Origin of the sequence: Oceanitalea stevensii, from assembly GCF_014837105.1 — a bacterium.
GTDB classification, from domain to species: domain Bacteria; phylum Actinomycetota; class Actinomycetes; order Actinomycetales; family Actinomycetaceae; genus Oceanitalea; species Oceanitalea stevensii.
Genome location: NZ_JACSPO010000001.1, coordinates 1,283,098 through 1,305,624, shown reverse-complemented (window position 1 = coordinate 1,305,624; position 22,527 = coordinate 1,283,098). Strand labels below are relative to the sequence as shown.

Genomic DNA, 22,527 nt, shown 5'->3' with positions numbered 1-22,527 from the left:
CGGAGGCATCCGGCCCGGTGCTGGGCTCGTGGCCGTTCATGCGGGCCGCGGAGCTGGCCGGGCTGCGCCGCTCGATGGCCGAGGCGGTGGACGACGGAGCCGGTCCCCCGGCACGGGCGGAGCAGCTGCTCCTGCTCGTCACGTGCGAGCTCGCGACGAACGCCCTCCGGCACGGAGCGGGACCGGGCGTCGTCACCCTGTCCCAGCACGGCCGGAGCTGGCTCGTCGACGTGCGCGACCGGGCCGGTGGCACGACCCCCGCCCACCGGCCGACGGACGACGGCCGTGCCGGTGGGCACGGCCTGCGGATCCTGGACCGGGCGACGACCGAGTGGGGCTGGTACCCCGAACCGGGCCGCGAGGCCAAGCACGTGTGGGCAGTGGTGCCGACGGGCCGGACGAAGGAGGGCCACCGGTGAGGGAGACCCCCGAGGAGGTCGCCGCGCTGCAGGAGCTCATGGACGCGTCCTACGGTCGCAGCACGAGCCACCTGCGCGAGATCGTCAGCGGCGCGCACCGCCTCACCGCCGAGCAGGTTCTCGAGCAGCTGACCGGCATGAAGGTCCTCAGCCTCGCGACCGTCACCGCCTCGGGTGAGCCCCGGGTCAGCGCCGTGGACGGCCACCTCCTCCACGGCAGGTGGACCTTCGGCACCGACGGCAGGGCGGCGAAGGCACGGCACCTCGCCGCGCGTCCCGCGGTCAGCGCCGCGCACGTGGACGGGGAGCGCCTCGGCGTCTTCTGCCACGGCCGCGCGGTCCGCCTCACCCCGCAGGACCCGCTGTGGGCCGAGACGATCGAGCACTGGACCGCGCACTATGGCACGGACCCCACGACGTGGGGCGAGGACATCCGGATGTTCCGCATCGAGCCGACGTGGCTCGTGGGCTACGGCGACCTCGCGGAGTAGCGCCTCAGACGTGGTCGGCGGCGGCCACGCAGAACTGGTTGCCCTGCGGGTCGGCGAGGGTCACCCAGCGGAAGCTCTCGTCCCCGCGCCGCGCCACGAGCGTCGCGCCCGCCCCGAGCAGCCGGTCCACCTCGGCGTCGAGGTCCTGGGCCGTGAGGTCGAGGTGGATCCGGTTCTTCCCGGGGGTGGGGTCCTCGATCTTCTGGAAGGCCAGCAGCACGGGCAGCGTGCCGCCGGTGACCATGACGAACCACCCGTCGTTGCGCTCGACCACCTCACCGCCGGTCTGCTCCGCCCACCACGTGGCCAGGGAGTCGGCGTCGGTCGTGTCGAAGGTCACCATGCTCAGAGTCATCGCCATGACCGGCACCGTAGTGCCGCAGCACCTCTCCGGTCAGCCCCTGGAGTCCCGTTCCCCGGATGACCACCGGGTGACGGGTCTACTGTGCCGCTCATGACGACGACGACGGAGCGCGTCCTTCCCGCGGGGACGGGCCGGGGGAAGCGGCGCCTCCTCGTGCTCCTGCCGGCGGTCGCGCTCGTCCTCGGCGCCGCGCTGTGGTGGTGGACCCACCCGCGAGCCTTCGCCGACTACGGCGCGGGCCTGGGAGCCGTGACGGAGGTGGGCGAGGCCACGTACTTCGGCCTCGCGAGCCCGCCACGCAACCTCGAGATCCTCGCCGCCCGGCCGCTGGTGGTCGCCGGCAGCGCGGACGCCGCGGTGACCGCCGTGGTGTGCGTGGCTGAGGACGCCCGCAGCGGGGTGGGGATCGTCGACAGCGAGATGGTCGCCGAGAGCTGCCGCTCCCTGCGCGAGCCGGCGGGTCCGGTCACCCCTGACGACAAGCTTCTCGTCGAGGTGCGCGGTGCGTCCGCGGGGACGGTCGCCGTCGATGGCGTCGCGGTCATCTACCGCGACGGCGTACGTCGGGGGACCGAGGTGCTCGACTTCGACATCACGGTGGGTGTCGGGCTCGGGATCACGATCGAGGAGCTGGAGTGGTGACCGGCTACGCGGCGCTCCTGCGCGGGATCATGCCCTCCAACCCGGCCATGAGGAACGAGCGGCTGCGCTCCGTCTTCGAGGAGCTGGGGCTCGAACGTGTCGCCTCCGTCCTCGCGAGCGGGAACATCGTCTTCCACGCCCCCGCGCAGGACACGGCCGCCCTGGAGGAGCGCATCCAGGACGCCCTGCACGAGCGCCTCGGCATCCCCGGCGGGACGCTCGTGCGGACCGGCGAGGAGCTGCGCGCCCTCCTTGACTCGGACCCCTTCCCCGGTCTCACCCACGGACGCGGCACGTACCTCACCGCCGTCTTCCTCAAGCACCGGCCCGCGGAGCCGGTCGAGCTGCCGGAGGAGCCCGACCCGCGCACCCGGGTGGTCGGCTACGACCCGGCCGCCCGCGTCCTCCTCGCCGTCATCGACAACAGCGACCCGGGCAGGACGCCGGACTTCATGGCGTGGGTGGGCCGGACCTACGGCAAGGACGTCACGGTCCGCACCTGGCTCACGGTCCAGCGCATCGCGAGGAAGCTCGAGGCCTGACCCCTTCCCGTCGCGCGCCCGGCGGGCCACCATGGGAGGAGGACCGGCGAGGTGGCCGGCCGCTCACGAGGAGGGGAGGTGAGAGCCATGTCGGCTGCTCCTGGTGACCGGGTCATCGTCCGCGCGCTGCACGGGGCGGACCGCGACGGGGAGGTGGTCGCCGTGCACGGCGCGGACGGAGGACCGCCGTACGTCGTGCGCTGGTCGCGCTCGGGTGAGGAGTCGCTGTTCTTCCCGGGGCCCGGAACGGTGATCGAGCCCGCCACGCGGGCGGGCGCGGGCTGAGGTGCGGTGGCCCGGCAGTGCCGGACCACCGGCCGGCGCCGGTGCGCCGCGGCTCACCAGCGGCGCGCGAGGCGCCTCTCGACGAGCCCGAGCAGGCTGTCGGTCACCTTGCCGAGCACGGCCAGCGCGATGATCGCGAGGAGGATCCGGTCCACCCGGCCGTTGTTCTGGGAGTCGGTGAGGAGGAAGCCCAGGCCCATCGAGGACGCGATGAGCTCGGCGGCGACGAGGAAGAGCCACGCCTGGGCCAGCGCCAGGCGCAGCCCGGCGACCACCGACGGCGTCACCGCGGGCAGCTGCACCCGCGTCAGCAGGCGCACCCCGCGGTACCCGTAGGCCCGGCCCACCTCGACGAGGTGCGGGTCGACGTGCCGCAGCGCGGAGGCCACCGTCGTGTAGACGGGGAAGAAGGCGCCGATGGCGATGAGGGTGACCTTGGAGTCCTCGTTGATGCCGATCCACAGGATGAGCAGCGGGACCCACGCGAGGGACGGGACGGCCCGGACCGCGCCGACCGTCCCCGCCAGCAGCGTGTCGGCCCAGCGCGACAGGCCCACGAGCGCCCCGACGGCCAGGCCGGCCACCGCCCCGACGGCGAAGCCGAGGACCACCCGCTGGGTGGAGATCGCCACGTGCGTCCACAGCGTCCCGTCGGCGGCCAGCTCCGTCCCCGCCGCCCACACCGCGGCGGGCGAGGGCAGCTGGTAGGAGGCGAAGACGCCGGTGACGGCGGTGAGGAGGTGCCACAGGCCGAGCAGCGCGAGCGGGACGGCGACGACGGCGAGGTGACGCCAGCGGGAGGGTGCGGTCTGCGCGGGGGCGGGCTCCGTCGTCGTCGGTGCGTCGTGGGCGGCGGCCCGGGGGAGGGTGAGGGCGGCCATGTCAGGACCCGGCCTCGGTGATGGTCGTGGCGTCGGCCTTGCGGGCCCAGGTGTCGTCGATGAGCTCCTCGAGCGCCCTGTCGATCTGCTCCTGCGTGGAGACGTCACCGGTCTCGACGAAGATCGGCCCGACCACCTCGAGGACGGCGCGCTGCGCGTCCCCGGGGACGGCGTCGATGCTGAGGTTGGTGCGCTCGAGGACGACGCGCTCGGCGACGGCCGGCTCGATGCCCGCGACCTCGGCGAGGATCTCCACCGTCTCCTCGGGGTTCTCCGCCGCCCACTCGCGGGCCTTCTCGTAGGCGTCGACGACCACCTGGGCGAGGTCGGGGGACTCCTCGAGGAAGTCCTCGGTGGCGTTGAGGAAGCCGTAGGTGTTGAAGTCGACGTTGCGGTAGACCAGCCGGGAGCCGGAGTTGATCTCCGTGTCCGCCATGATCGGGTCCAGCCCGGCCCACGCGTCGACGGAGCCGTTCTCCAGGGCCACCCGGCCGTCGGCGTGCTGGAGGTTCTGGACCTCGACGTCGGCGAGCCCCACCCCGTGCTCCTCGAGGCTCTGGAGGAGGAAGAAGTACGGGTCGGTGCCGCGGGTGGCGGCGACCGAGCGGCCGGCGAGGTCCTCCACGGAGTCGATGTCGGAGTCCGCGGCGACGACGATCGCCGACCACTCCGGCTGGTCGTACAGCGCGATGGTGTGGATCGGCGACTCGTTGGCGCGGGCGAGCAGCGCGGCCGAGCCGGCCGTGGACCCGACGTCGACGGCGCCCGAGCGCAGCAGCTCGTTGGCCTTGTTCGAGCCGGCGGACTGCACCCACTCCACCGTGACGTCCGGGCCGAGGGTGGCCTCGAGCCAGCCCTGCTCGCGGATGATGAGGCTCAGCGGGTTGTAGGTGGCGAAGTCGACGGTGAGCGTGTCGGCGCTCCAGTCGCCAGACCCGCCGGCGCCGGCGGCGACGGCGGAGCCCTCACCGGCCACGCAGCCGGACAGGAGGAGGACGCCGACGGCGGAGAGGGCGGCGTAGGTGGGGGTGCGGGTCATGGGCGTGCCTTCCGGGTGGGGTGGGGCTCAGGCGTGGTGGGTGTCGACGCCGAGGCCGTCGAGCAGCCCGGCGCGCAGGTGGGCGAGCTCGGCGCTGGCGCGGTCGCGCGGACGGGCGCCGGGGACGGTGACGACGGTCTGGACCGTGCTCGCCCCGCCCGGGCCGGGCCCGAGGAGGACGACGCGGTCGGCCAGGTAGAGGGCCTCCTCGACGTCGTGGGTCACGAGGAGCACGGTGGTGGGCTCGGCGGCGTGGAGCTCGAGGAGGAGGTCCTGCATGTTGAGCCTGGTGAGGGCGTCCAGGGCGCCGAACGGCTCGTCGAGGAGCAGGACGCCGGGGCGGCGCGCCAGGGCGCGGGCGAGGGAGGCGCGCTGCGCCATCCCACCGGAGACCTGGCGCGGGCGGTCCTCGGCGCGGTCGCCGAGGCCGACGAGCGTGAGGAGCTCGGCCACCCGCTCCGCCCCCGCGGCCCGGTCGGTGCCGCGGGGCAGCCCGAGCGCGACGTTCTGGCGCAGGCTGCGCCACGGCAGCAGGCGAGGCTCCTGGAAGGCGAAGGCGCAGCGCGGGTCCGCACCGCGGACCGGCTCGCCGGCGATGGTGATCCGGCCGCCCGTGGGGGAGTCGAGCCCGCAGACCTGGCGCAGGAGCGTGGACTTCCCGCACCCGGAGGCGCCGAGCAGGGCGACGATCTCCCCGGCGCCGACCGACAGGTCGATCCCGGTGAGCACGGTGCGCGGCGCCTGCCCCGCACGCCGCGGCGCGAAGGTGCGGGCGACGCCGGTCAGCTCGACGGCGTGGGCGCGGTGCTCGCGGACGGCGGTGGTGCTCATGGGGGCTCCTCAGGGGTGGACGCCTCGACGCTAGGAGCGGGCCGGACGGGCGACAACGGTCCGGCCGGGGCCGTCCCACAGTCCGGTATGCCGGACGCCTTCGTCTCACTCCTCGGCCAGCCCGTGGCCCGACGCCCAGCGGGGACCGGGCGGCGAGGGGCGTGCCATCATCGGCACCGTGGACGCGGAGCAGCAGACGGTGCGGCTGGTGCCGAGCCGGCACGAGGAGTGGCGCCTGCGGTACACCGAGGCGGCGGCCCGCCTCGCGGTCCTGCTCCCCGGCGCCCACCTCGAGCACATCGGCTCCACCGCGGTTCCGGGCCTGCCGGCCAAGGACGTCGTCGACGTCCTCGTCGGCGTGGACGCCGCAGACGTGGTGGAGGTGGCGCACCTGCTCCGCGACGCGGGCCTCGACCTCGAGGGCGCGCTCGTCCACCACTGCTGGCTCAGCGCACCGGACCGGCGCGCGCGGACCGTCGTCGTCCACGTCGTCGAGCACGGCGGGCGCGCGTGGACGAGACGGCTGACGTTCCGGGACCTGCTGCGGCGCGACGCCGACGCGCGCCAGCGCTACCTCCGGGTCAAGGAGGCCGCCGCACGCGACTCCGTCGGCTGGGACGACTACACGCAGGCCAAGACGCAGGTGGTGGCGGACCTCCTCAGCCGGGCGTAGTCAGCCCAGCGCGTCGAGGTCCCGCACGGCGAAGCGGTGGTGCTCCCACTCCTCCTCGAGGACCGTGCGCAGGCAGGAGAGCACCGTCTCCTCGTGCTCCGGGGCGTGCGGGTTCCGCCGCGGTGCGGCCAGCTCCTCGGCGGTGACGCCGTCCAGGTACGCACGTACCAGCGCCTGCCGGTCGGCGCGCGCCTCGAGGACCGCCTCGAACGAGGGCTCCTCGGCGGAGAACTCCGAGCCGTCGAACGCGGCGGTGCCGTCGCCGTCGTCGTCGTCCGGCAGTCCGACGGGGTGGAAGGGCCGCTCCTGCCCGAGGACCGTCCTGCCGAGCCACAGGTCGGTGGCCATGACGAGGTGCCGCAGGGTCTGGGCGAAGGACCACTCGCCGTCGACCGACCGGTCGACCGTGCCGGCGGGCATCCGGCCGGCCCGCGCGACCGTGGCCGCCCAGGACTCCTCGAGGGCAGCCCACGCACGCCGCAGCCCCTCCGGGTCCGCGGCCCGGCGCAGCTCGCGCCCAGGGAAGCGGCGGTCGAGCTCGGCGTCGACCAGCGGCACGACGTCGACGCCGTTGACGAGGAAGGTGCCGTCCTCCTCGAGCAGCCACGGCGAGTCGACCTCCATCCCGGCGACGTCGCTGCCGCGCACGACGACGCCGGCCAGGTCGCAGCCGACGAAGCGCGACTCCCGCAGGCTCCGCGCGCGGAAGGTCCGTCCGCGCAGGCTCTCGGGCTCGGTGCCGTCCACGTCCCCACCCTGGCACGCGGGCGCGTCCGCGGGAAGTGTCCAGGACCACGCCGTCCCGGCGGGTGCGCGCAGGGACGCGGGTCTACATTCACACCGGCCCACCGTCCGCCTGAAGGAGTTCGCCGTGCCCGAGCCCACCAGCAGGTTCGTGCGCTACCGCTGGTGGGGGCTCCTCGCCATCAGCCTCGGCGTCGCCCTCATCATCATGGACTCGACGATCGTCTCGGTCGCCGTGCCCGCGATCGTCGAGGACCTCGGGATCTCGAGCACGGAGATCCAGTGGGTGCAGGAGATCTACACGCTGCTCTTCGCCGCGCTCCTCCTCACCTGGGGGCGTCTGGCGGACCGCTACGGCCGACGCCGGATCATGCTCACCGGCGTGGTCCTCTTCGTCGTCGCGAGCGTCCTGTGCGCCTTCGCGCCGAGCGGCGCGCTGCTCATCGCCGGCCGTGCCCTCCAGGGCCTGGGCGGCTCGATGATCCTGCCGACGACGCTCGCCCTCCTCAACGCCAACTTCCACGGCCGCGAGCGCGGCATCGCCTTCGCGGTGTGGGGCTCGACCATCGGCGGCATGGCGGCCTTCGGGCCGCTGGCCGGCGGCTGGCTCACGGAGAACGCGAGCTGGCGCTGGGCCTTCGGGATCAACGTGCCCTTCGGCATCCTCATCGTCGCGGGCCTCCTCCTCTTCGTCGCCGAGTCCCGCGAGCTGCGCGACGGACCGCTCCAGCGGCTCGACCTCGTCGGCGCCCTGCTGTCCGTCGTCGGCTTCGGCGCGCTCGTCCTCGGCCTCATCGAGGGACGCAGCTACGGGTGGTGGACGGCTGCGGAGGGGGCACCCTTCGCCCTCGGGTCCCTGTCCCCGGTCCCGCTCGCCTTCGCCGTGGCCGTCGTCGCGCTCCTCGCCTTCCTCCAGTGGGAGCGCGCCCGTGCCCGAGCCGGCAAGGGCGTCATCCTCGACCTGTCCCTCTTCCGCATCCCCTCCTTCGCCAACGGCAACATCACGGCCCTCATCGTGAGCTTCGGGGAGTTCGGGCTCATCCTCTCCCTGCCGCTGTGGTTCCAGAACGTCCTCGGCTTCACCGCCTTCGAGGCCGGGCTCGCGCTCGTGCCGCTCGCGGTGGGGTCCTTCCTCGCCAGCGGCGCGGTGGCGGGGCTCTCGCGCCGGCTCGCGCCCGTCGTCGTCGTCCGGATCGGGCTGGGGCTGGAGATCACCGCGATCGCCGCCCTCGCGCTGCTCATCCGGCCCGACAGCAGCGCGTGGCTCACCTCCCCGGTCCTCTTCGTCTACGGCCTGGGCGTGGGCCTGGCGACGGCGCAGCTGACGAGCGTCGTCCTGGCCGACGTGCCGGTCGAGCGCAGCGGGCAGGGCTCGGCCACCCAGAGCACCGCCCGGCAGACCGGGTCCGCGCTCGGTATCGCCGTCCTCGGCACCGCCTTCTTCACCACGCTGCGCACCGGCACGGAGAGCCGCCTGGCCGACGCCGTCGCCGCCGACCCCGGCATCGTGCCGCTCGTCGACTCGGTGAGCGCGAGCTCCGGCGGGAGCATCGCCCGGCTCGCCGCCGACCCCGAGACGGCGTTCATCGCCGACGCCGCGCGGGCCGCCATGACCGACGGCGCCGCGATCGCGGGCTGGGTCGCGGCGGGCGCGCTCGTCGTCGGCCTCGTCTCGAGCCTGCGCATCCGTGCGGCGGCGACCTCCGAGACGGCTCCGGCCGCGGCTCACGAGACGGCCTAGCGACGGCGCCGTAAGGTCGCGGGGTGCACTTCACCGAGTACGACACCCGGCTGGCCGCCTACGCGGTCATCGTCAACGACGCTGACGAGATCCTGCTGACCTGGTTCAACGGCGGCGACGGCGGGAGGCCGAGCTGGTCGCTCCCGGGCGGCGGCGTCGAGTACGACGAGGCCGTCGAGGACGCGGTGGTGCGCGAGGCGTACGAGGAGACCGGCTACGCCGTCGAGCTCGGGCCGCTCCTGGCCATCCACCACCACAACGCGCCGGCCGGCGGGCCCTTCCCCCGCGCCTACCGGTCCCAGCGCTTCCTCTTCCACGCCCGCGTCGTCGGCGGGCAGCTCGGCACCACCGAGGTGGGCGGGACGACCGACTTCGCACGGTGGGTGCCGCTCGCCGAGTTCCCGCTTCCGGAGCGGACGGCGGAGATCGTCGGGCTCGCGGTGCGGCGGCTGGGGCGGCGCTGACGGGTCAGTCCCCGAGGGCCCCCGGCTCGAGCGGCGGGCGTCCCCGCCGGTAGAAGGCCCAGGTGAGGAGCCACAGCACCAGCCCGATCGCGATGAGCCCGCCGGCGATCTGGTACTCGATCGTGTCCTGCGCCCACGGCCCGACGAGAAAGGCGCAGGTGACCGCCCCGATGTAGGGCAGCACCCGGGGCGCGTGGAAGTGCTCGCGGTCCACCGGCCGGCGCCGGAGCACGATCGCCGCGACGTTGACCACCGTGAAGACCGCCAGCAGGAGCAGCGCCGTCGTGCCGCCCAGGGCCGTGATGGTCCCCTCCCCGGCCACCTGGGTGACGCCCCAGACGAGCCCGAAGGTGAGGAGCGTGGTGAAGACGATCGCCGCCCACGGTGAGCGGCGGCCGGGCAGCACCCTGCCCAGCAGCGGCGGCAGCACCTCGTGCTGGGCCATCCCGTAGATGAGGCGGCTGGCCATCATGAGGTTGATGAGCGCGGTGTTGGCGACGGCGAAGATCGACAGGAACGGGTAGACGGTGTCGACGGGAAGGTCCGGGGCGCCCCGGCGGACCACCTCGAGCAGCGGCGTCGTGCTCTCCGAGAGCTGACCGACGGGCACGACCGCGACGGCGGTGACCGACACGAGCACGTAGATGAACGCCGTGAGGCCCAGGCCGGTGAGCATGACCCGCGGGAAGATCCGGACCGGGTCCTTGGTCTCCTCGGCCATGTTGACGGAGTCCTCGAAGCCCACCATCGAGAAGAAGGCCAGCGCCGTCGCGGAGGTCAGGGCGAGGAAGACGGTCTTGTCCTCGCTGGTCTCGAAGACCATCGCGCGGCCGAGGTCGACGTTCCCCTGCGACATCGCCCAGAAGCCGATGAGGATGACGATGAGCAGCCCGGTGAGCTCGACGAGCGTGAGGACGACGTTGAAGGCCAGCGACTCTGCCGCGCCGCGCAGGTTGATGAGGGCGAGCAGGGTGATGAAGGCCAACGCGATCACCGTGACGGCGCCCGGGCCCCAGTCCAGGCCGAATCCGATGATGACGTTCTCCGCGAGGAACTTCGCGGCCGTCGACGCCGAGGTGAGGCCCGAGCTCAGCACCGCGAAGGTGACGAGGAAGGTGAGGACGTGGACGCCGAAGGCCTTGTGCGTGTAGAGCGCCGCGCCCGCCGCCTGCGGGTACTTCGTCACGAGCTCGAGGTAGGAGAAGGCGGTGACGGTGGCGACGGCGAAGGCGAGGAGGATCGCCGCCCAGCCGGCTCCGCCCACCTCACCGGCGACCTCACCGGTGAGGGCGTAGACGCCCGTCCCGAGGATGTCGCCGACGATGAAGAGGAGCAGCAGCTTGGGGCCGATGGCCCGCTTGAGGTCCGGCTCGGTGTCGGCCGACGTCGAGGTGCTCATCCCACGTCCCTCCGGGCTCCGGCTCGTCCCCGCGGGACGGCTCGTGCGGGAAGGGTCGTCCCCGTCGCCAGGCCCCGCAACCCGGGGGCTGCGGGGCCGGGCGGCCGTCAGTGGCGACCGGTGCGCATGGCGTCGCGCACGAGGTCGTGGATGTCGGTGTTGTCGCGCACGCCGACCATCGCGTCGGCGCCGGGTCCCTCGGCGCTCGCCGGGGTGGCCGCGCCGGTGTGCCCTCCGGTGGTCCAGTCGACCATGAAGGTGAGGTCCGTCCCTGCGAGCGTGAACGGCCCCTCCTCGGCCTGCTCGCCCTCCCCGGACTCGTCGCCGTCGTCGACGAGCTCGATCGCCAGCCCGCCGGTCTCGTGGTCCCCGACGACGACGATGAGCGTGTCCCGGTGCCGCGCGGCGAAGTCCCGCGCCAGGGCGACGGTCTCGTCCAGCGCCTGGCCGGAGTCGATGACCTCCTGACCGTGGCCGTGGTGGGCCATCTCGTCGATGCCCTCCTCCTCGATGACGAGGAAGAACCCGTCACGGTCCCGCGACAGGATGTCCAGGGCCTTGTCCGCCATGTCGTGCAGCGGCACGGACGGCTCGTAGAGCGGGGCCGCCGGGCCGACGTGCTCGAACATCTCCTCGTTCGCGAACAGGCCGAGGAGCTTGCCCCGGTCGGGTGCATCGGCGAGCTCCTCGGCGGTGCTGACGTACCGGTAGCGCAGCTCCTCGGCGCGCTCGACGAGGTTCCCGGCGGTGCCCTTGCTGGCCTCGGTCGGGTCCGTCTCCGGGTTGTCGGGCCAGCGGCCCTCGTCGCCGGCCGGGTACCACCAGTCCTCCCCACCGCCGAGGATGACCTCCACGCCGGTCTCCTCCAGGTACTGGCGGGCAATCTCGCTCTGGTTGCCGCGGTCGGCCACGTGCGAGCCGAAGGCCGCGGGCGTCGCGTCGGTGACCTGGGACGTGGTGACCAGACCGGTCGACTTGCCGGCCCGCTCCGCCCGCTCGAGCAGGGTCCGGACCGGGTCGCCGTCGAGGTCGACGGCGATGGCGCCGTTGTAGGACCGCACCCCGGTGGAGAAGGCGGTGGCCCCGGCCGCGGAGTCGGTGACGACCTCCTCCGGGTCGGCGGGGTCGGTCTGCGCCCAGCCCTGGTAGCGCAGCTGGTTCATCTCCAGCTCGCCCTCGCGGCCGACGGTCGCGAGGCGGATGAGCTCGCGGTGGGCGATCCCCATGCCGTCCCCGACGATGAAGATGACGTTCTTCGCGCGGTCACGGTCGCGGCCGCGCTCGTGGTGCTTGTCGTCGCGGTCGGGCCCGCCCCGGTCTCCCCAGCCCGGGAAGCCGGCCCCCACGCCGCCTGCCAGGACAAGGGCCAGTGCCGCGCCGGCCACTCTCGTACCTCGTGTACGCATCATTGCCACACCCCCGGAGTCGCACCGCTCTCACGGTCACGCCCCCTGTGGTCATGACCGGGGCGGCTCCGGGGCCACCGTACGCCCGGCGCGGCCACCGCGCAGGTGCGGCGCCCGGCGCCACGGGCGGGGCCTCAGGGGCAGCCGTGGCCGTCGTCGAGGCGCACGAGCAGCTGGTCCGTCTGCGGGGAGGAGGCGAGCATCTCGCGCGCCCCGTCACCGAGCGGGTGCAGCGTGAGCTCGGTGCCGTCGGCGACGTCCCAGGGCGCCTCACCGTCGGCGGGTCGCCACAGCGAGCCGTCGAGCGGTCCGAGGACAGGGGTGTCGCACGACGGGTCGGCGCGGTAGACGTACCGCACCGACCGGTCCGCCGGGAGGTCGTCCCCGTCCACCACCAGCGGCGGCTCCTGCGGTCCTGGCGGAGCGGTGTGCACCTCGTCGTCCGACACGGTGCTGCCGGGGGAGTCGAGGCCGACGTCCACCACGGTGCGTTCCTCCGGCTCTCCGGGGTACGGGTCCCTGGCCTCGAGCTGGACGTGGAACGGTCCGTCCGGCAGCACGTCGCGAGCCACGGCGACGACGAAGGCGTGCGGGTTCGCGTCGTCGGGGCAGGCGGCAGGCTCCCCCGGGAGCGTGAGCTCGGCGTGGAGAAGGTCCTCGACGACGACGACGCCGTCCAGACGAACCGGGCAGCCGGTGCCGTAGACGGCCCCGAACCACACGGCGACCTCCCGCTCCCAGTCCACCGCGGGGGGCTTGCCGTCCAGGCCGGCCGACCGCCACAGCGCGTCCAGCTGGTCGTCGGTGGTGGCGACGCCCGTCCGGTAGGGCTCGCCCGTCAGCCCCTCCCCGAGCAGCCGCCAGCCCTCGCCAGCCGTTACCTGGACCGGCTCCACCGGAGCCGACTCGGTGCCGGCCGGGTCGGTGCCGGCCGTCCCGCAGGCGCCGAGCAGCAGCAGACCGCCCGCCAGGACCGCCGCGCCCCTCGCCGCACGTCGTCGTCGCGTCTGCCGCACCCGCGCCACCTCCTGACCCCAGTGTGCTCGCGCTCCACCCCGGGGACTGCCGTTTCCGCCTCCCTCCTCCCCGAGGAGGAGGGACCTGCCGGCGCGATCTCGTCGCCGCGGACGATCTGCCCCGGCTGCGCCGCTCCTAGCGTCGAGGGTGTCGCCGGCAGCAGCGCTCGGCGGGAACAGGAGCAGAGCCATGATCGAGGTGACACACCTGACGAAGCGCTACGGCGCGACGACGGCGGTGGACGACCTGAGCTTCACCGTGCGGCCCGGCACGGTCACCGGCTTCCTCGGCCCCAACGGTGCCGGGAAGACGACGACGATCCGCGCCGTCGTCGGGCTCGAGCGGCCGACGTCCGGGTCCGCCACGGTGGGCGGGCAGCGGTACGCCGAGCTGCGCGCGCCGCTGCAGGAGGTCGGCACGATGCTCGACGGGCGGGGCGCCCACCCGGGCCGGACGGCCGTCGGGCACCTCATGGGCCTGGCATGGACCCACGGGATCGGCCGGGCGCGGGTGGACCAGGTCATCGGCCTGGCCGGACTCGAGTCCGTGGCCCGCCGCCGCGTCGGCACCTTCTCCCTGGGCATGGGGCAGCGCCTCGGCGTCGCCGCCGCCCTGCTCGGGGACCCCGGCATCCTCATCCTCGACGAGCCCGTCAACGGCCTCGACCCCGACGGCGTGCTGTGGATCCGCCACCTGCTGCGGTCCCTGGCCGCCGAGGGGCGCACCGTCCTGCTGTCCTCGCACCTCATGAGCGAGCTGGCCGAGACCGCGAGCCGGGTCGTCGTCATCGGCCAGGGCCGCCTGCTCGCCGACGAGGACCTCCAGACCCTCGTGGCCGCGACGGCCCGCGCCGGGGTGGTGCGCGTGCGCGCGACCGACGCGGCCACGCTGGCCCGCGCGCTCCAACGCCGGGGGATGCCGGTGACCCTGGAGGAGGACGGCGTGCTCGAGGTCGCCGGCACCGACGCCGCCGCCGTGGGCGTGCTCGCGGCCGGTCTCGGCGTCACCCTCCTCGAGCTGTCCACGGTGTCCGGCACGCTCGAGGACGCCTACCTCGGCCTCACGGCCGGTGCCGTGCAGTACCGGGCGGAGGCGGCCCGATGAGCGCCGTCGCCGACCTCCCCGCACCCGTCGGTCTGCCGGCACGGCCGGGCGCCACCTTCGGCCGGGTCCTCGCCGCCGAGTGGTCCAAGGCCTGGGGGCTGCGCTCCACCCGCTGGACGGTCGCCGTCATGGTGCTGCTCACCGTCGGGCTGTCCTACCTCGGCGGCAGTGATGCCGCGGTGGGGCCCGACGGCTACGGCAGCGTGGCGTACTTCGTCACGAGCAGCCTCGTGGTGACGCAGTTCCCGATCCTCCTCCTCGGGGTGCTGCTCGGCAGCGGGGAGCTGTCCAGCCGCAGCGCCGGGCCGACCTTCGTCGCCGTCCCGGCCCGCACGCCGGTCGTCGTCGCCAAGGCCCTCGTCACGGCGGCGATCGCCGCCCTGACCGCGGCCGCGACCCTCGGCCTGTCCGCCGCGGCCGTCCTCGCGACCCCGCTCGGCGCGGGGCTGTCGACCGCCCTCACCGCGGAGACGACGCGGATGTGGGTCGGTACCGGGGTCTACCTCGTCGCCGCGACCGTGTTCTGCTTCGGCCTGGGGATGCTCCTGCGACGGAGCGTGAGCGCCGTCGCCGTCGCCTTCGTCGTCTTCATCCTGGACATCGCGATGATCGCCGCGCCCGACGGCCTCGCGCGGGTCGGCAGCCTGCTGCCCGGCCACGCGGCGTCGCTCGTCTCCTCGACCGACGGGTTCGTCGACCTCCTCCGCGACATCGGCCAGCTGCCGGTCGGTCCCTGGGGGAGCGTCGCCGTCACCGGGGCGTGGGCGGTCCTCGCGGTGCTCGGGGCCGTCGTCGCGGTGCGGGCGCGCGATGTCTGAGCGGGCGGCGCCGGGCCCGGTCACGTGGACGGCGCCCACCCCCGTGGGCCTGCCCGCCCGGCCCGGGGTCTCCTTCCCGCGGGTGCTGCGGGCCGAGCTGGGCAAGGCCCTGACACTCCCCTCCACCCGGTGGGGCGCCCTCGTGGCGGTCCTCGTCCACGCGGCGGTCGCGTGCACCGTCGCGTACAACGCGCGCTACGGGGCCGAGCCGCCGGCCCTGCTCGGCCTCCTCACCCTCGGCCTCGTCGCCACCCAGCTCCCGGTGCTCGTCCTCGGCGTCCTCGTCAGCGCCGCGGAGTACCCCGGCGGCGCGGCGCGCTCGACCTTCCTCGCCGTCCCGCGCCGGCTGCCCGTGCTCGCCGCCCAGGCACTCGTCGCCGCGGGCCTCGCAGCACTGGTGGCCGTCGCCGCGCTGGTCGTCACGTTCCTGGCGGTCCTGCCGTTCCGCGCCGACGTCGCGATGGGCCTCGATGCCACGGACCCGCAGACGCAGCGCATCCTCGGCGGCCTGGTGCTCTACGTCGTCGCGGTCGCACTCCTCGGCGTCGCCCTCGGCACCCTCGCGCGCACACCCGCCGCCGGGCTGGTGGCCGGGGTGGGGCTCGTCTTCCTCCTCGAGCGGCTCGCGCCGCTCGTCGGGACCCCGTGGCTCGTGGCGGCCCTCCCCGGGTGGGCCGGCCGGCTCGTCGTGGCCCCGGACGCCGGTGCCGCCGCCCAGGCCGCCGAGGCCGGCGTGGCGCTCACCCCGTGGGCGGGCCTCGGCGTCATGGCCGCGTGGGCGCTCGTGCTCCTCTCCGCCGCCGCGGTCCGGCTGCGTCGCAGCGATGTCTGAGGCGGCGCGGGGCGGGGAGGCGGGCTGGCACACTCGGGGCGTGACAGTCGACCGGGCCCGGGCGTGGGTCGAGCGGGTGCGACAGACCCTCGCCCAGCGCCCGGACCTCGCGGACCGGGTCGTCTGGACGGGCTACCTCGCGGCGGTCCTGCTGGCGACCGTCGTGTACCTGCTCCCCAGCGTCATCTGGTTCTCCCACCCGCCCGGCTCCCAGGGCGCGCTGACCGTCGCCGCGACGACGGCGGTCGCCGGGCTGCTCGGGGTGCCGGCCCTGCGTCGGCGACGGCGGCACCCGGTCCGGGCCGTGCTGTGGACGGCGGCGCTCGCGGTGCTCAGCCTGGCGGTCGTGGGGGCCGCGGGCGCCACGGTGCTCGGCACGGCGCTGGCCGTCTACGCGCTCGCCGCGACCTGGCCGCCCGTGCGGACGTGGCCGGCCGTCCTCGGCGCCGTCGTCGCGGTCAGCGGCGCCACGCTGTTCGGGCTCAGCGTGGACCTGTGGGGCGTCGTCATCGGCCTGTCCTCGCTGACCCGCGGCGCACCGGACTTCCCCCCGGGCCCGCTCACCGAGGAGGAGTGGAGCGGCATGGGCCGGGCGTTCCTCGCGGGCCAGGACACGCGCGTCTTCGAGGCCACCCTCTGCGCCCTGCTGCTGGTCACCGCCGTCGTGGCCGGTCTCAACGTGCGGAGCAGACGTCAGCGCGAGGCCGCGGCGCGGGCCCAGGAGGAGGCGCAGGTGCGCGAGCACCGGCAGGACCTCCTCATGGCCCGCAGCGCCGAGCGCACCACGATCGCCCGCGAGGTCCACGACGTCGTCGCCCACAGCATCTCGGTCATGGTGGCCCTGGCCGACGGCGCCGGCGCCGTCGCGTCCCGGTCGCCGGACCAGGCGCAGGAGGCGATGCGGGAGGTCTCCGCGACCGGCCGCAGCGCCCTCGCCGACATGAGGCGGGTGCTCGCCGCGCTGGAGGAGGCCGCACCGGACCCCGGCGACGAGACGGCCGACCTCGCCGCCGTGGTCGACCGGTTCCGCGCGGCCGGCCTGCCGGTGACGGCCACCGGCCTCGACGTCCACGTCACCGGCCCGGTCGCCCTCGCGGTGCGCCGGATCGTCGGTGAGGCGCTCACCAACGCCCTGCGGCACGCCCCGGGGACGCCGCGGGTGGTGCTCACGGTCCTCCGCACGGCCGACGCGGTGGAGATCGAGGTGCTCGACGACGGCCCGCGCGGCGGGGCGCCCGAGGTGCCGACGCAGGGGAGCGGGCGCGGCCTGGTCGGCGTCCGGGAGCGGGCGGCGATCCTCGGCGGACGGGCCGAGGCCGGGCCGCGACCCGGTGGCGGCTGGCGGGTGGCCGTCACCCTGCCGGTGGACGGGAGGCAGCGATGACGACGATCCTGCTCGTCGACGACCACGCCCTGCTCCGCAAGGGCTTCCGCATGGTGCTCGAGGCCGAGCCGGACCTCACGGTCGTCGGTGAGGCCGCGGACGGCGTCGTCGCCGTCCGGCAGGTCGCCTCGCTCGCCCCCGACGTCGTCCTCATGGACGTGCGGATGCCCGGGGGTGACGGGATCGAGGCCACGCGCCGCATCGTCGCCGCCCACCCCGGGACGCGGGTGCTCGTGCTCACGACCTTCGACCTCGACGAGTACGCCTTCGGGGCGCTGCGCGCGGGTGCCAGCGGCTTCCTCCTCAAGAACGCCGAGCCCGCCGAGCTCGTCCGCGCGGTCCGGGCGGTCGCCTCCGGCGACGCCGTCGTCGCGCCGCGGATCACCCAGCTCCTCCTCGAGCGGTTCTCGGGCCAGCTGCCGCTGCGTCCCGAGGAGGAGGCGTCCGGGCGGGGCGACCCGCGGCTGGAGGCGTTGACGCCCCGGGAGCTGGAGGTGCTGCGTCTCGTGGCCACGGGGCTGTCCAACCTCGAGATCGCCGAGGCTCTCCACCTGTCCACGACGACGGTCAAGACCCACACCGGCAACCTGCTCGCCAAGCTCGCGCTGCGCGACCGGGTGCAGCTGGTGGTCTTCGCCTACGAGAGCGGACTGGTCCGCGCCGGTGCGTGACACCGTCGGGAATGAATCCTGAACCTGTGAGGTTGAGCCACATAGACTCAAGTTCGCACCCGCCGAGTTGACATGACGGCGAGGACGCGCAGACTTGAGTGTGGACGACTCAAGGGCCGGAACCTCCCGACCCGCGCACTAGGACAGGAGAACGACACATGGCACGAGCGGTCGGAATCGACCTGGGCACCACCAACTCCGTGGTGTCCGTCCTCGAGGGTGGCGAGCCCACCGTCATCGCGAACGCCGAGGGTGCTCGCACGACGCCGTCGGTGGTCGCCTTCAGCAAGTCCGGCGAGGTGCTCGTCGGTGAGGTCGCCAAGCGTCAGGCGGTGACCAACGTCGACCGGACCATCACCTCGGTCAAGCGTCACATGGGCACCGACTGGACCACCTCGATCGACGACAAGAACTACACCGCGCAGGAGATCTCCGCGCGCGTCCTCGGCAAGCTCAAGCGCGACGCCGAGCAGTACCTGGGCGAGACGGTGACCGACGCGGTCATCACGGTCCCCGCCTACTTCAACGACGCCGAGCGTCAGGCGACGAAGGACGCCGGCCAGATCGCCGGCCTCAACGTCACCCGCATCGTCAACGAGCCCACCGCCGCCGCCCTGGCCTACGGCCTCGAGCGCGGCAAGGAGGACGAGCTCATCCTCGTCTTCGACCTCGGTGGCGGCACCTTCGACGTCTCCCTCCTGGAGATCGGCAAGGACGACGACGACTTCTCCACCATCCAGGTGCGCGCCACGAACGGTGACAACCGCCTCGGTGGTGACGACTGGGACCAGCGGGTCGTCGACTGGCTCGTCACCCAGGTGAAGAACAAGGACGGCATCGACCTGTCCAAGGACAAGATCGCCCTCCAGCGTCTGCGCGAGGCGGCCGAGCAGGCCAAGAAGGAGCTCTCCTCGACGACGAGCACCAACATCTCGCTGCAGTACCTGTCGATGAGCGAGAACGGCCCCATCCACCTGGACGAGAAGCTCACCCGGGCCCAGTTCCAGGAGATGACCAAGGACCTCCTCGACCGCACCAAGGCCCCCTTCCAGGCCGTCATCAACGACGCCGGGATCAAGGTCGCGGACATCGACCACGTCGTCCTCGTCGGTGGCTCCACCCGTATGCCCGCCGTCACGGACCTCGTCAAGGAGCTGACCGGCGGCAAGGAGCCCAACAAGGGCGTCAACCCGGACGAGGTCGTCGCCGTCGGCGCGGCCCTCCAGGCCGGCGTCATCCAGGGTGACCGCAAGGACATCCTCCTCATCGACGTCACGCCGCTGTCCCTCGGCATCGAGACCAAGGGCGGGGTGATGACCAAGCTCATCGAGCGCAACACCGCCATCCCGACCAAGCGCTCGGAGGTGTTCTCCACCGCCGAGGACAACCAGCCCAGCGTCCTCATCCAGGTCTTCCAGGGTGAGCGCGAGTTCGCCCGGGACAACAAGCCGCTGGGCACCTTCGAGCTCACCGGGATCGCCCCGGCGCCCCGCGGCATGCCGCAGATCGAGGTCACCTTCGACATCGACGCCAACGGCATCGTCCACGTGTCCGCCAAGGACCGCGGCACGGGCCAGGAGCAGTCGATGACCATCACCGGCGGCTCGGCCCTGCCCAAGGACGAGATCGACCGCATGGTCAAGGAGGCCGAGGCGCACGCCGCCGAGGACAAGCAGCGCCGCGAGGAGGCCGAGGCCCGCAACACCGCCGAGCAGCTCGTCTACTCGACCGAGAAGCTCCTGACGGACAACGCGGACAAGCTCCCCGAGGACGTCTCCAGCGAGGTCCGCTCCGCCGTCGACGACCTCAAGAAGGCGCTCGAGGGCGACGACGTCGCCGAGATCACCGCCAAGCAGCAGGCGCTGACGACCGTCTCGCAGAAGATCGGCGAGGCCCTCTACGCCCAGCAGCAGAGCGCCCCGCAGGACGCTCCCGCCGCCGGTGAGGCGCCCTCCGGCACGGACGAGGACGTCGTCGACGCCGAGATCGTGGACGAGGACGAGAACAAGTGACCGAGGAGAACCCCCAGGCCCAGGGCCCGCCCGAGGGCGGCGAGGTCAAGCCCGTCGTGCGCGACAAGCGCCGCATCGACCCGGAGACCGGGAAGGTGCGCGAGCCCGCCCCGGACGCGCCGGACGAGGCGCCCGCCGAGCAGCCCGAGCAGCCGCAGGACGGCGCCCTCGCCGCAGCCAAGGCGGAGGCCGCCGACCTCAGCGACCAGCTCGCCCGCCGCAACGCCGACCTGTACAACCTCCAGCAGGAGTACAACGGCTACGTGCGGCGCTCCAAGGCCGCTGCCTCCGAGCAGCGCGCCGCGGGGCAGGCGGAGGTGGTCGAGGCGCTCCTCGGCGTCCTCGACGAGATCGAGCTGGCGCGTCAGCACGGCGACCTCACCGGGCCGCTGGGCGCGACCGCCGAGAAGCTCGAGTCCACGCTGGCGCAGCGCTTCGGTGTCGAGCGCTTCGGCGCCCCCGCAGAGGAGTTCGACCCCGAGCTGCACGACGCGCTCATGAGCACGCCGGACCCGGAGGCGACGTCCACGACGATCGCCCAGGTCATGCAGCCCGGCTACCGGATGGGCGAGAAGGTGCTGCGCGCCGCGCGCGTGGCCGTGACCAGCCCCGAGTAGCAGGTACGCACGGTGCCGGCCGCGCCCCGCGCGCGGCCGGCACCGCCCCACGACACGACGACGAGGAGGTGAGGCCCGGTGACCGGCCAGGACTGGATCGAGAAGGACTTCTACAAGACGCTCGGCGTCTCCAAGGACGCCGACGACGCGACGATCAAGAAGGCGTACCGCAAGCTCGCCCGGGACCTCCACCCCGACCGCAACCCCGGTGACGCCTCCGCCGAGGGGCGCTTCAAGGAGGTCGGCGAGGCCTACTCGGTCCTCTCCGACCCCGAGCAGCGCAAGCAGTACGACGCGATCCGCGCGATGGCCGGGGGCGGCGCGCGCTTCTCCGCCGGCACCGGCGGACCCTCCGGCGCAGCCGGCTTCGAGGACCTCTTCGGCGGGATGTTCGGCGGTGGGGGCAGCGGTGGTGGCCGCACCCGCTTCTCCACCGGGGGCGGCGGCTTCGAAGACATCCTCCAGGACATGTTCTCCGGCGGCGGAGGCGGTGGCGGGGGCTTCGGCTCGCGCCGCACGACGCAGCGCGGCGGGGACATCACGACGAGCGCGACCCTGCCCTTCCGCAACGCGGTCGAGGGTTCCACGGTCCAGCTCACCACCAACGGCCGCTCGATGAACGTGCGGATCCCCGCCGGTGTCAGCGACGGCCAGAAGATCCGCCTGCGCGGCAAGGGGCAGGCCGGCCGCGGCGGCGGTGAGCCCGGCGACATGGTCGTCACCGTCCACGTCGAGCCGCACCCCGTCTTCACCATGGACGGCCTCAACCTCAAGGTCACCGTGCCGGTGACCTTCGCCGAGGCCGCACTCGGCGCGACCATCGACGTGCCCACCCTCTCCGGGGAGACGGTGCGGCTCAAGGTGCCCGCCGGAACGCCGTCGGGACGCACGCTGCGGGTCAAGGGCCGCGGCATCGACACCCCCAAGGGGACCGGTGACCTGCTCGTCACCGTCCAGGTGGCCGTCCCCACCCACCTGCCGGCGGACGCCCGCAAGGCCGTCGAGGCCTTCGCGGCCGCCACCAGCGGCGAGGACCCGCGCGCCGACCTCAGGGCCCGCGCGGCACGCTGACCCACGTGAGGAGGACGTGATGGACATCGACGACGACGCACCCCTCTACGTCATCTCCGTGGCCGCCGAGCTCGCGGGGATGCACCCGCAGACGCTGCGCCAGTACGACCGCCTCGGCATCGTCACCCCCCAGCGCGCCCGCGGGCGCGGACGGCGTTACTCGCGGCGGGACGTCGACTCGCTGCGCGAGGTCCAGCGCCTCTCCCAGGACGAGGGGATCAACCTCGCCGGGATCCGCCGGATCATCGAGCTCGAGCGCGAGCTCGCCCGGACCCGGGACGAGCTCCGGCGGCTGCGCGCCTTCACGACGGCCCGCGTGTTCGCCGCCGACCCGTCCGGTGAGGTGAGCGAGCTCGCGCCGGGCCGGCGCCCGCGCCGCTCCGGCGGCGCCCTCGTCATCTGGCGCCCGCCCTACCGCGGCTGAGCCGCCGCCCCGGACCTGGTCAGGGCGGCCTGCCGGGAGGACACTGGGCCCGAGGGGCTCGGGAGGGCGCCATGACCGGTGGGACAGTGGCACGCCTGCGGATCGGCGACGCCGACGACGTCGAGAGCGCCGCCCGTGCGCTCGCGTCCGGCGCCTTCGTCGTCCACGCGTTCGCCAACCTCTACGCGCTCACCACGCGCGGCGACGAGCCGACGGTCCGCGCCGCGAACGCCTTCAAGGGCCGCCGGCCGGGACAGGTGGGGAGCGTGACGACGACGCCCGCTCGCCTCACCGGCCTCGTCGACCTCACGCGCCTGCCCGGCGGCCTGCGTGCGGACGACGTCCTCGGCGCGGTCGACGAGCTGCTCTGCCTGGGCCCCCTGGGGTTCCGGGCCCCCGCCGCCGCCCACCTCCCCGAGCACCTCACCGCCGGTGACGACGCCGGCCGGTGGGTCCAGGTGATCGTGCCCGGCTACCGGTGCCCGTCCAACAGGTTCCTCGCGGGCAGCCTGCGGCTGTGCGCCACCGACCACCTCCACATCACCTCGGCGAACCGCTCGCACCACCTCACCGGGGCCGAGGAGGAGCCGCCCCACTACCGGGCGTCCGCCGTCCGCGCGGCGCTCGGCGCGGCCCCGCGGGGGGGGGGGGGGGGG

26 protein-coding genes are annotated in these 22,527 nt (G+C 74.1%); 18 read left to right on the top strand and 8 right to left on the bottom strand.

From position 1 onward, the window contains the following. Window positions 1-17 precede the first annotated feature (17 nt). On the top strand, window positions 18-419 hold the full coding sequence (locus H9624_RS06130) for an ATP-binding protein (RefSeq protein ID WP_251838945.1): 402 nt from the start codon (window positions 18-20) through the stop codon (window positions 417-419). Then, window positions 416-910, top strand: coding sequence for a pyridoxamine 5'-phosphate oxidase family protein (locus H9624_RS06125; RefSeq protein ID WP_251838944.1), 495 nt, complete (start codon window positions 416-418; stop codon window positions 908-910). Before H9624_RS06130 ends, H9624_RS06125 begins: the two co-directional genes overlap by 4 nt. 4 nt (window positions 911-914) lie before the next feature. Here the strand turns inward: H9624_RS06125 and H9624_RS06120 are convergent, their stop codons facing one another. After that, a complete protein-coding gene (locus tag H9624_RS06120) occupies window positions 915-1,271 on the bottom strand; it encodes a VOC family protein (RefSeq protein WP_251838943.1) in 357 nt (118 codons plus the stop codon). A 93-nt stretch (window positions 1,272-1,364) separates the two neighbouring features. Between H9624_RS06120 and H9624_RS06115 the strand changes: the two genes are divergently transcribed. The 3 genes from H9624_RS06115 to H9624_RS06105 all read left to right on the top strand — a co-directional run bounded on the left by H9624_RS06115 (window position 1,365) and on the right by H9624_RS06105 (window position 2,743). Further along, complete coding sequence (locus H9624_RS06115; RefSeq protein WP_251838942.1) at window positions 1,365-1,916, top strand: hypothetical protein; 552 nt, start codon at window positions 1,365-1,367, stop codon at window positions 1,914-1,916. Then, a complete protein-coding gene (locus H9624_RS06110; RefSeq protein WP_251838941.1) occupies window positions 1,913-2,458 on the top strand; it encodes a DUF1697 domain-containing protein in 546 nt (181 codons plus the stop codon). The genes H9624_RS06115 and H9624_RS06110 overlap by 4 nt, the downstream gene beginning before the upstream one ends. An 87-nt stretch (window positions 2,459-2,545) precedes the next feature. Continuing rightward, window positions 2,546-2,743 (top strand): DUF1918 domain-containing protein, encoded by a 198-nt coding sequence (locus H9624_RS06105; RefSeq protein WP_251838940.1) that lies wholly within the window; start codon window positions 2,546-2,548, stop codon window positions 2,741-2,743. A 53-nt stretch (window positions 2,744-2,796) separates the two neighbouring features. Here the strand turns inward: H9624_RS06105 and H9624_RS06100 are convergent, their stop codons facing one another. The 3 genes from H9624_RS06100 to H9624_RS06090 are packed head-to-tail and all read right to left on the bottom strand — an operon-like array spanning window position 2,797 to window position 5,494. Then, complete coding sequence (locus H9624_RS06100; RefSeq protein ID WP_251838939.1) at window positions 2,797-3,624, bottom strand: ABC transporter permease; 828 nt, start codon at window positions 3,622-3,624, stop codon at window positions 2,797-2,799. A gap of 1 nt (window position 3,625) precedes the next feature. Continuing rightward, window positions 3,626-4,663 (bottom strand): aliphatic sulfonate ABC transporter substrate-binding protein, encoded by a 1,038-nt coding sequence (locus tag H9624_RS06095; protein ID WP_251838938.1) that lies wholly within the window; start codon window positions 4,661-4,663, stop codon window positions 3,626-3,628. Window positions 4,664-4,690: 27 nt separating this feature from the next. Beyond that, window positions 4,691-5,494, bottom strand: a complete 804-nt coding sequence (locus H9624_RS06090; RefSeq protein ID WP_251838937.1) for an ABC transporter ATP-binding protein — start codon at window positions 5,492-5,494, stop codon at window positions 4,691-4,693. Between the two features lie 178 nt (window positions 5,495-5,672). Between H9624_RS06090 and H9624_RS06085 the strand changes: the two genes are divergently transcribed. Next, window positions 5,673-6,167: a GrpB family protein gene (locus tag H9624_RS06085; RefSeq protein WP_251838936.1), complete on the top strand. Its 495-nt coding sequence runs from the start codon at window positions 5,673-5,675 to the stop codon at window positions 6,165-6,167. Here H9624_RS06085 and H9624_RS06080 read toward each other — a convergent pair whose 3' ends face one another. Continuing rightward, window positions 6,168-6,914 (bottom strand): DinB family protein, encoded by a 747-nt coding sequence (locus H9624_RS06080; RefSeq protein WP_251838935.1) that lies wholly within the window; start codon window positions 6,912-6,914, stop codon window positions 6,168-6,170. It lies immediately after the preceding gene. 124 nt (window positions 6,915-7,038) lie between these two features. Here H9624_RS06080 and H9624_RS06075 point away from each other — a divergent pair, with 124 nt between their 5' ends. Both H9624_RS06075 and H9624_RS06070 read left to right on the top strand, forming a co-directional pair. Beyond that, window positions 7,039-8,652, top strand: a complete 1,614-nt coding sequence (locus H9624_RS06075; RefSeq protein ID WP_251838934.1) for a DHA2 family efflux MFS transporter permease subunit — start codon at window positions 7,039-7,041, stop codon at window positions 8,650-8,652. A gap of 23 nt (window positions 8,653-8,675) precedes the next feature. Further along, complete coding sequence (locus H9624_RS06070; RefSeq protein WP_251838933.1) at window positions 8,676-9,116, top strand: NUDIX hydrolase; 441 nt, start codon at window positions 8,676-8,678, stop codon at window positions 9,114-9,116. Between the two features lie 4 nt (window positions 9,117-9,120). On the opposite strand, the gene H9624_RS06065 is transcribed toward H9624_RS06070, so the two are convergent. From H9624_RS06065 to H9624_RS06055, 3 genes are all read right to left on the bottom strand, one after another. After that, on the bottom strand, window positions 9,121-10,515 hold the full coding sequence (locus H9624_RS06065; protein ID WP_251838932.1) for an APC family permease: 1,395 nt from the start codon (window positions 10,513-10,515) through the stop codon (window positions 9,121-9,123). Window positions 10,516-10,622: 107 nt separating this feature from the next. Further along, on the bottom strand, window positions 10,623-11,921 hold the full coding sequence (locus tag H9624_RS06060) for an alkaline phosphatase (protein WP_504740234.1): 1,299 nt from the start codon (window positions 11,919-11,921) through the stop codon (window positions 10,623-10,625). 134 nt (window positions 11,922-12,055) lie between these two features. Further along, window positions 12,056-12,937, bottom strand: a complete 882-nt coding sequence (locus tag H9624_RS06055; protein WP_251838930.1) for a hypothetical protein — start codon at window positions 12,935-12,937, stop codon at window positions 12,056-12,058. A gap of 190 nt (window positions 12,938-13,127) precedes the next feature. Here H9624_RS06055 and H9624_RS06050 point away from each other — a divergent pair, with 190 nt between their 5' ends. The 10 genes from H9624_RS06050 to H9624_RS06005 all read left to right on the top strand — a co-directional run. Further along, window positions 13,128-14,042, top strand: a complete 915-nt coding sequence (locus H9624_RS06050) for an ATP-binding cassette domain-containing protein (protein ID WP_251838929.1) — start codon at window positions 13,128-13,130, stop codon at window positions 14,040-14,042. Then, window positions 14,039-14,860, top strand: coding sequence for a hypothetical protein (locus tag H9624_RS06045; RefSeq protein ID WP_251838928.1), 822 nt, complete (start codon window positions 14,039-14,041; stop codon window positions 14,858-14,860). Before H9624_RS06050 ends, H9624_RS06045 begins: the two co-directional genes overlap by 4 nt. Continuing rightward, window positions 14,853-15,692: a hypothetical protein gene (locus H9624_RS06040; RefSeq protein WP_251838927.1), complete on the top strand. Its 840-nt coding sequence runs from the start codon at window positions 14,853-14,855 to the stop codon at window positions 15,690-15,692. Before H9624_RS06045 ends, H9624_RS06040 begins: the two co-directional genes overlap by 8 nt. Before the next feature lie 40 nt (window positions 15,693-15,732). Continuing rightward, window positions 15,733-17,076 carry a sensor histidine kinase gene (locus H9624_RS16850; protein ID WP_251838926.1) on the top strand — a complete coding sequence of 448 codons (1,344 nt, stop codon included), beginning with the start codon at window positions 15,733-15,735 and terminating at the stop codon, window positions 17,074-17,076. Next, window positions 17,073-17,747: a response regulator gene (locus tag H9624_RS06030; RefSeq protein ID WP_251838925.1), complete on the top strand. Its 675-nt coding sequence runs from the start codon at window positions 17,073-17,075 to the stop codon at window positions 17,745-17,747. Before H9624_RS16850 ends, H9624_RS06030 begins: the two co-directional genes overlap by 4 nt. Window positions 17,748-17,905: 158 nt before the next feature. Next, entirely contained in the window at window positions 17,906-19,759 is a 1,854-nt protein-coding gene (dnaK, locus tag H9624_RS06025; protein ID WP_251838924.1) for a molecular chaperone DnaK, read from the top strand. Next, window positions 19,756-20,376, top strand: coding sequence for a nucleotide exchange factor GrpE (locus tag H9624_RS06020; protein ID WP_251838923.1), 621 nt, complete (start codon window positions 19,756-19,758; stop codon window positions 20,374-20,376). Before dnaK ends, H9624_RS06020 begins: the two co-directional genes overlap by 4 nt. A gap of 78 nt (window positions 20,377-20,454) precedes the next feature. Next, complete coding sequence (locus tag H9624_RS06015; RefSeq protein WP_251838922.1) at window positions 20,455-21,447, top strand: DnaJ C-terminal domain-containing protein; 993 nt, start codon at window positions 20,455-20,457, stop codon at window positions 21,445-21,447. A gap of 19 nt (window positions 21,448-21,466) precedes the next feature. Continuing rightward, on the top strand, window positions 21,467-21,871 hold the full coding sequence (locus tag H9624_RS06010; protein WP_251838921.1) for a heat shock protein transcriptional repressor HspR: 405 nt from the start codon (window positions 21,467-21,469) through the stop codon (window positions 21,869-21,871). Between the two features lie 71 nt (window positions 21,872-21,942). Further along, window positions 21,943-22,527: hypothetical protein (locus tag H9624_RS06005; protein ID WP_251838920.1), on the top strand; the 585-nt coding region annotated here is incomplete at its 3' end.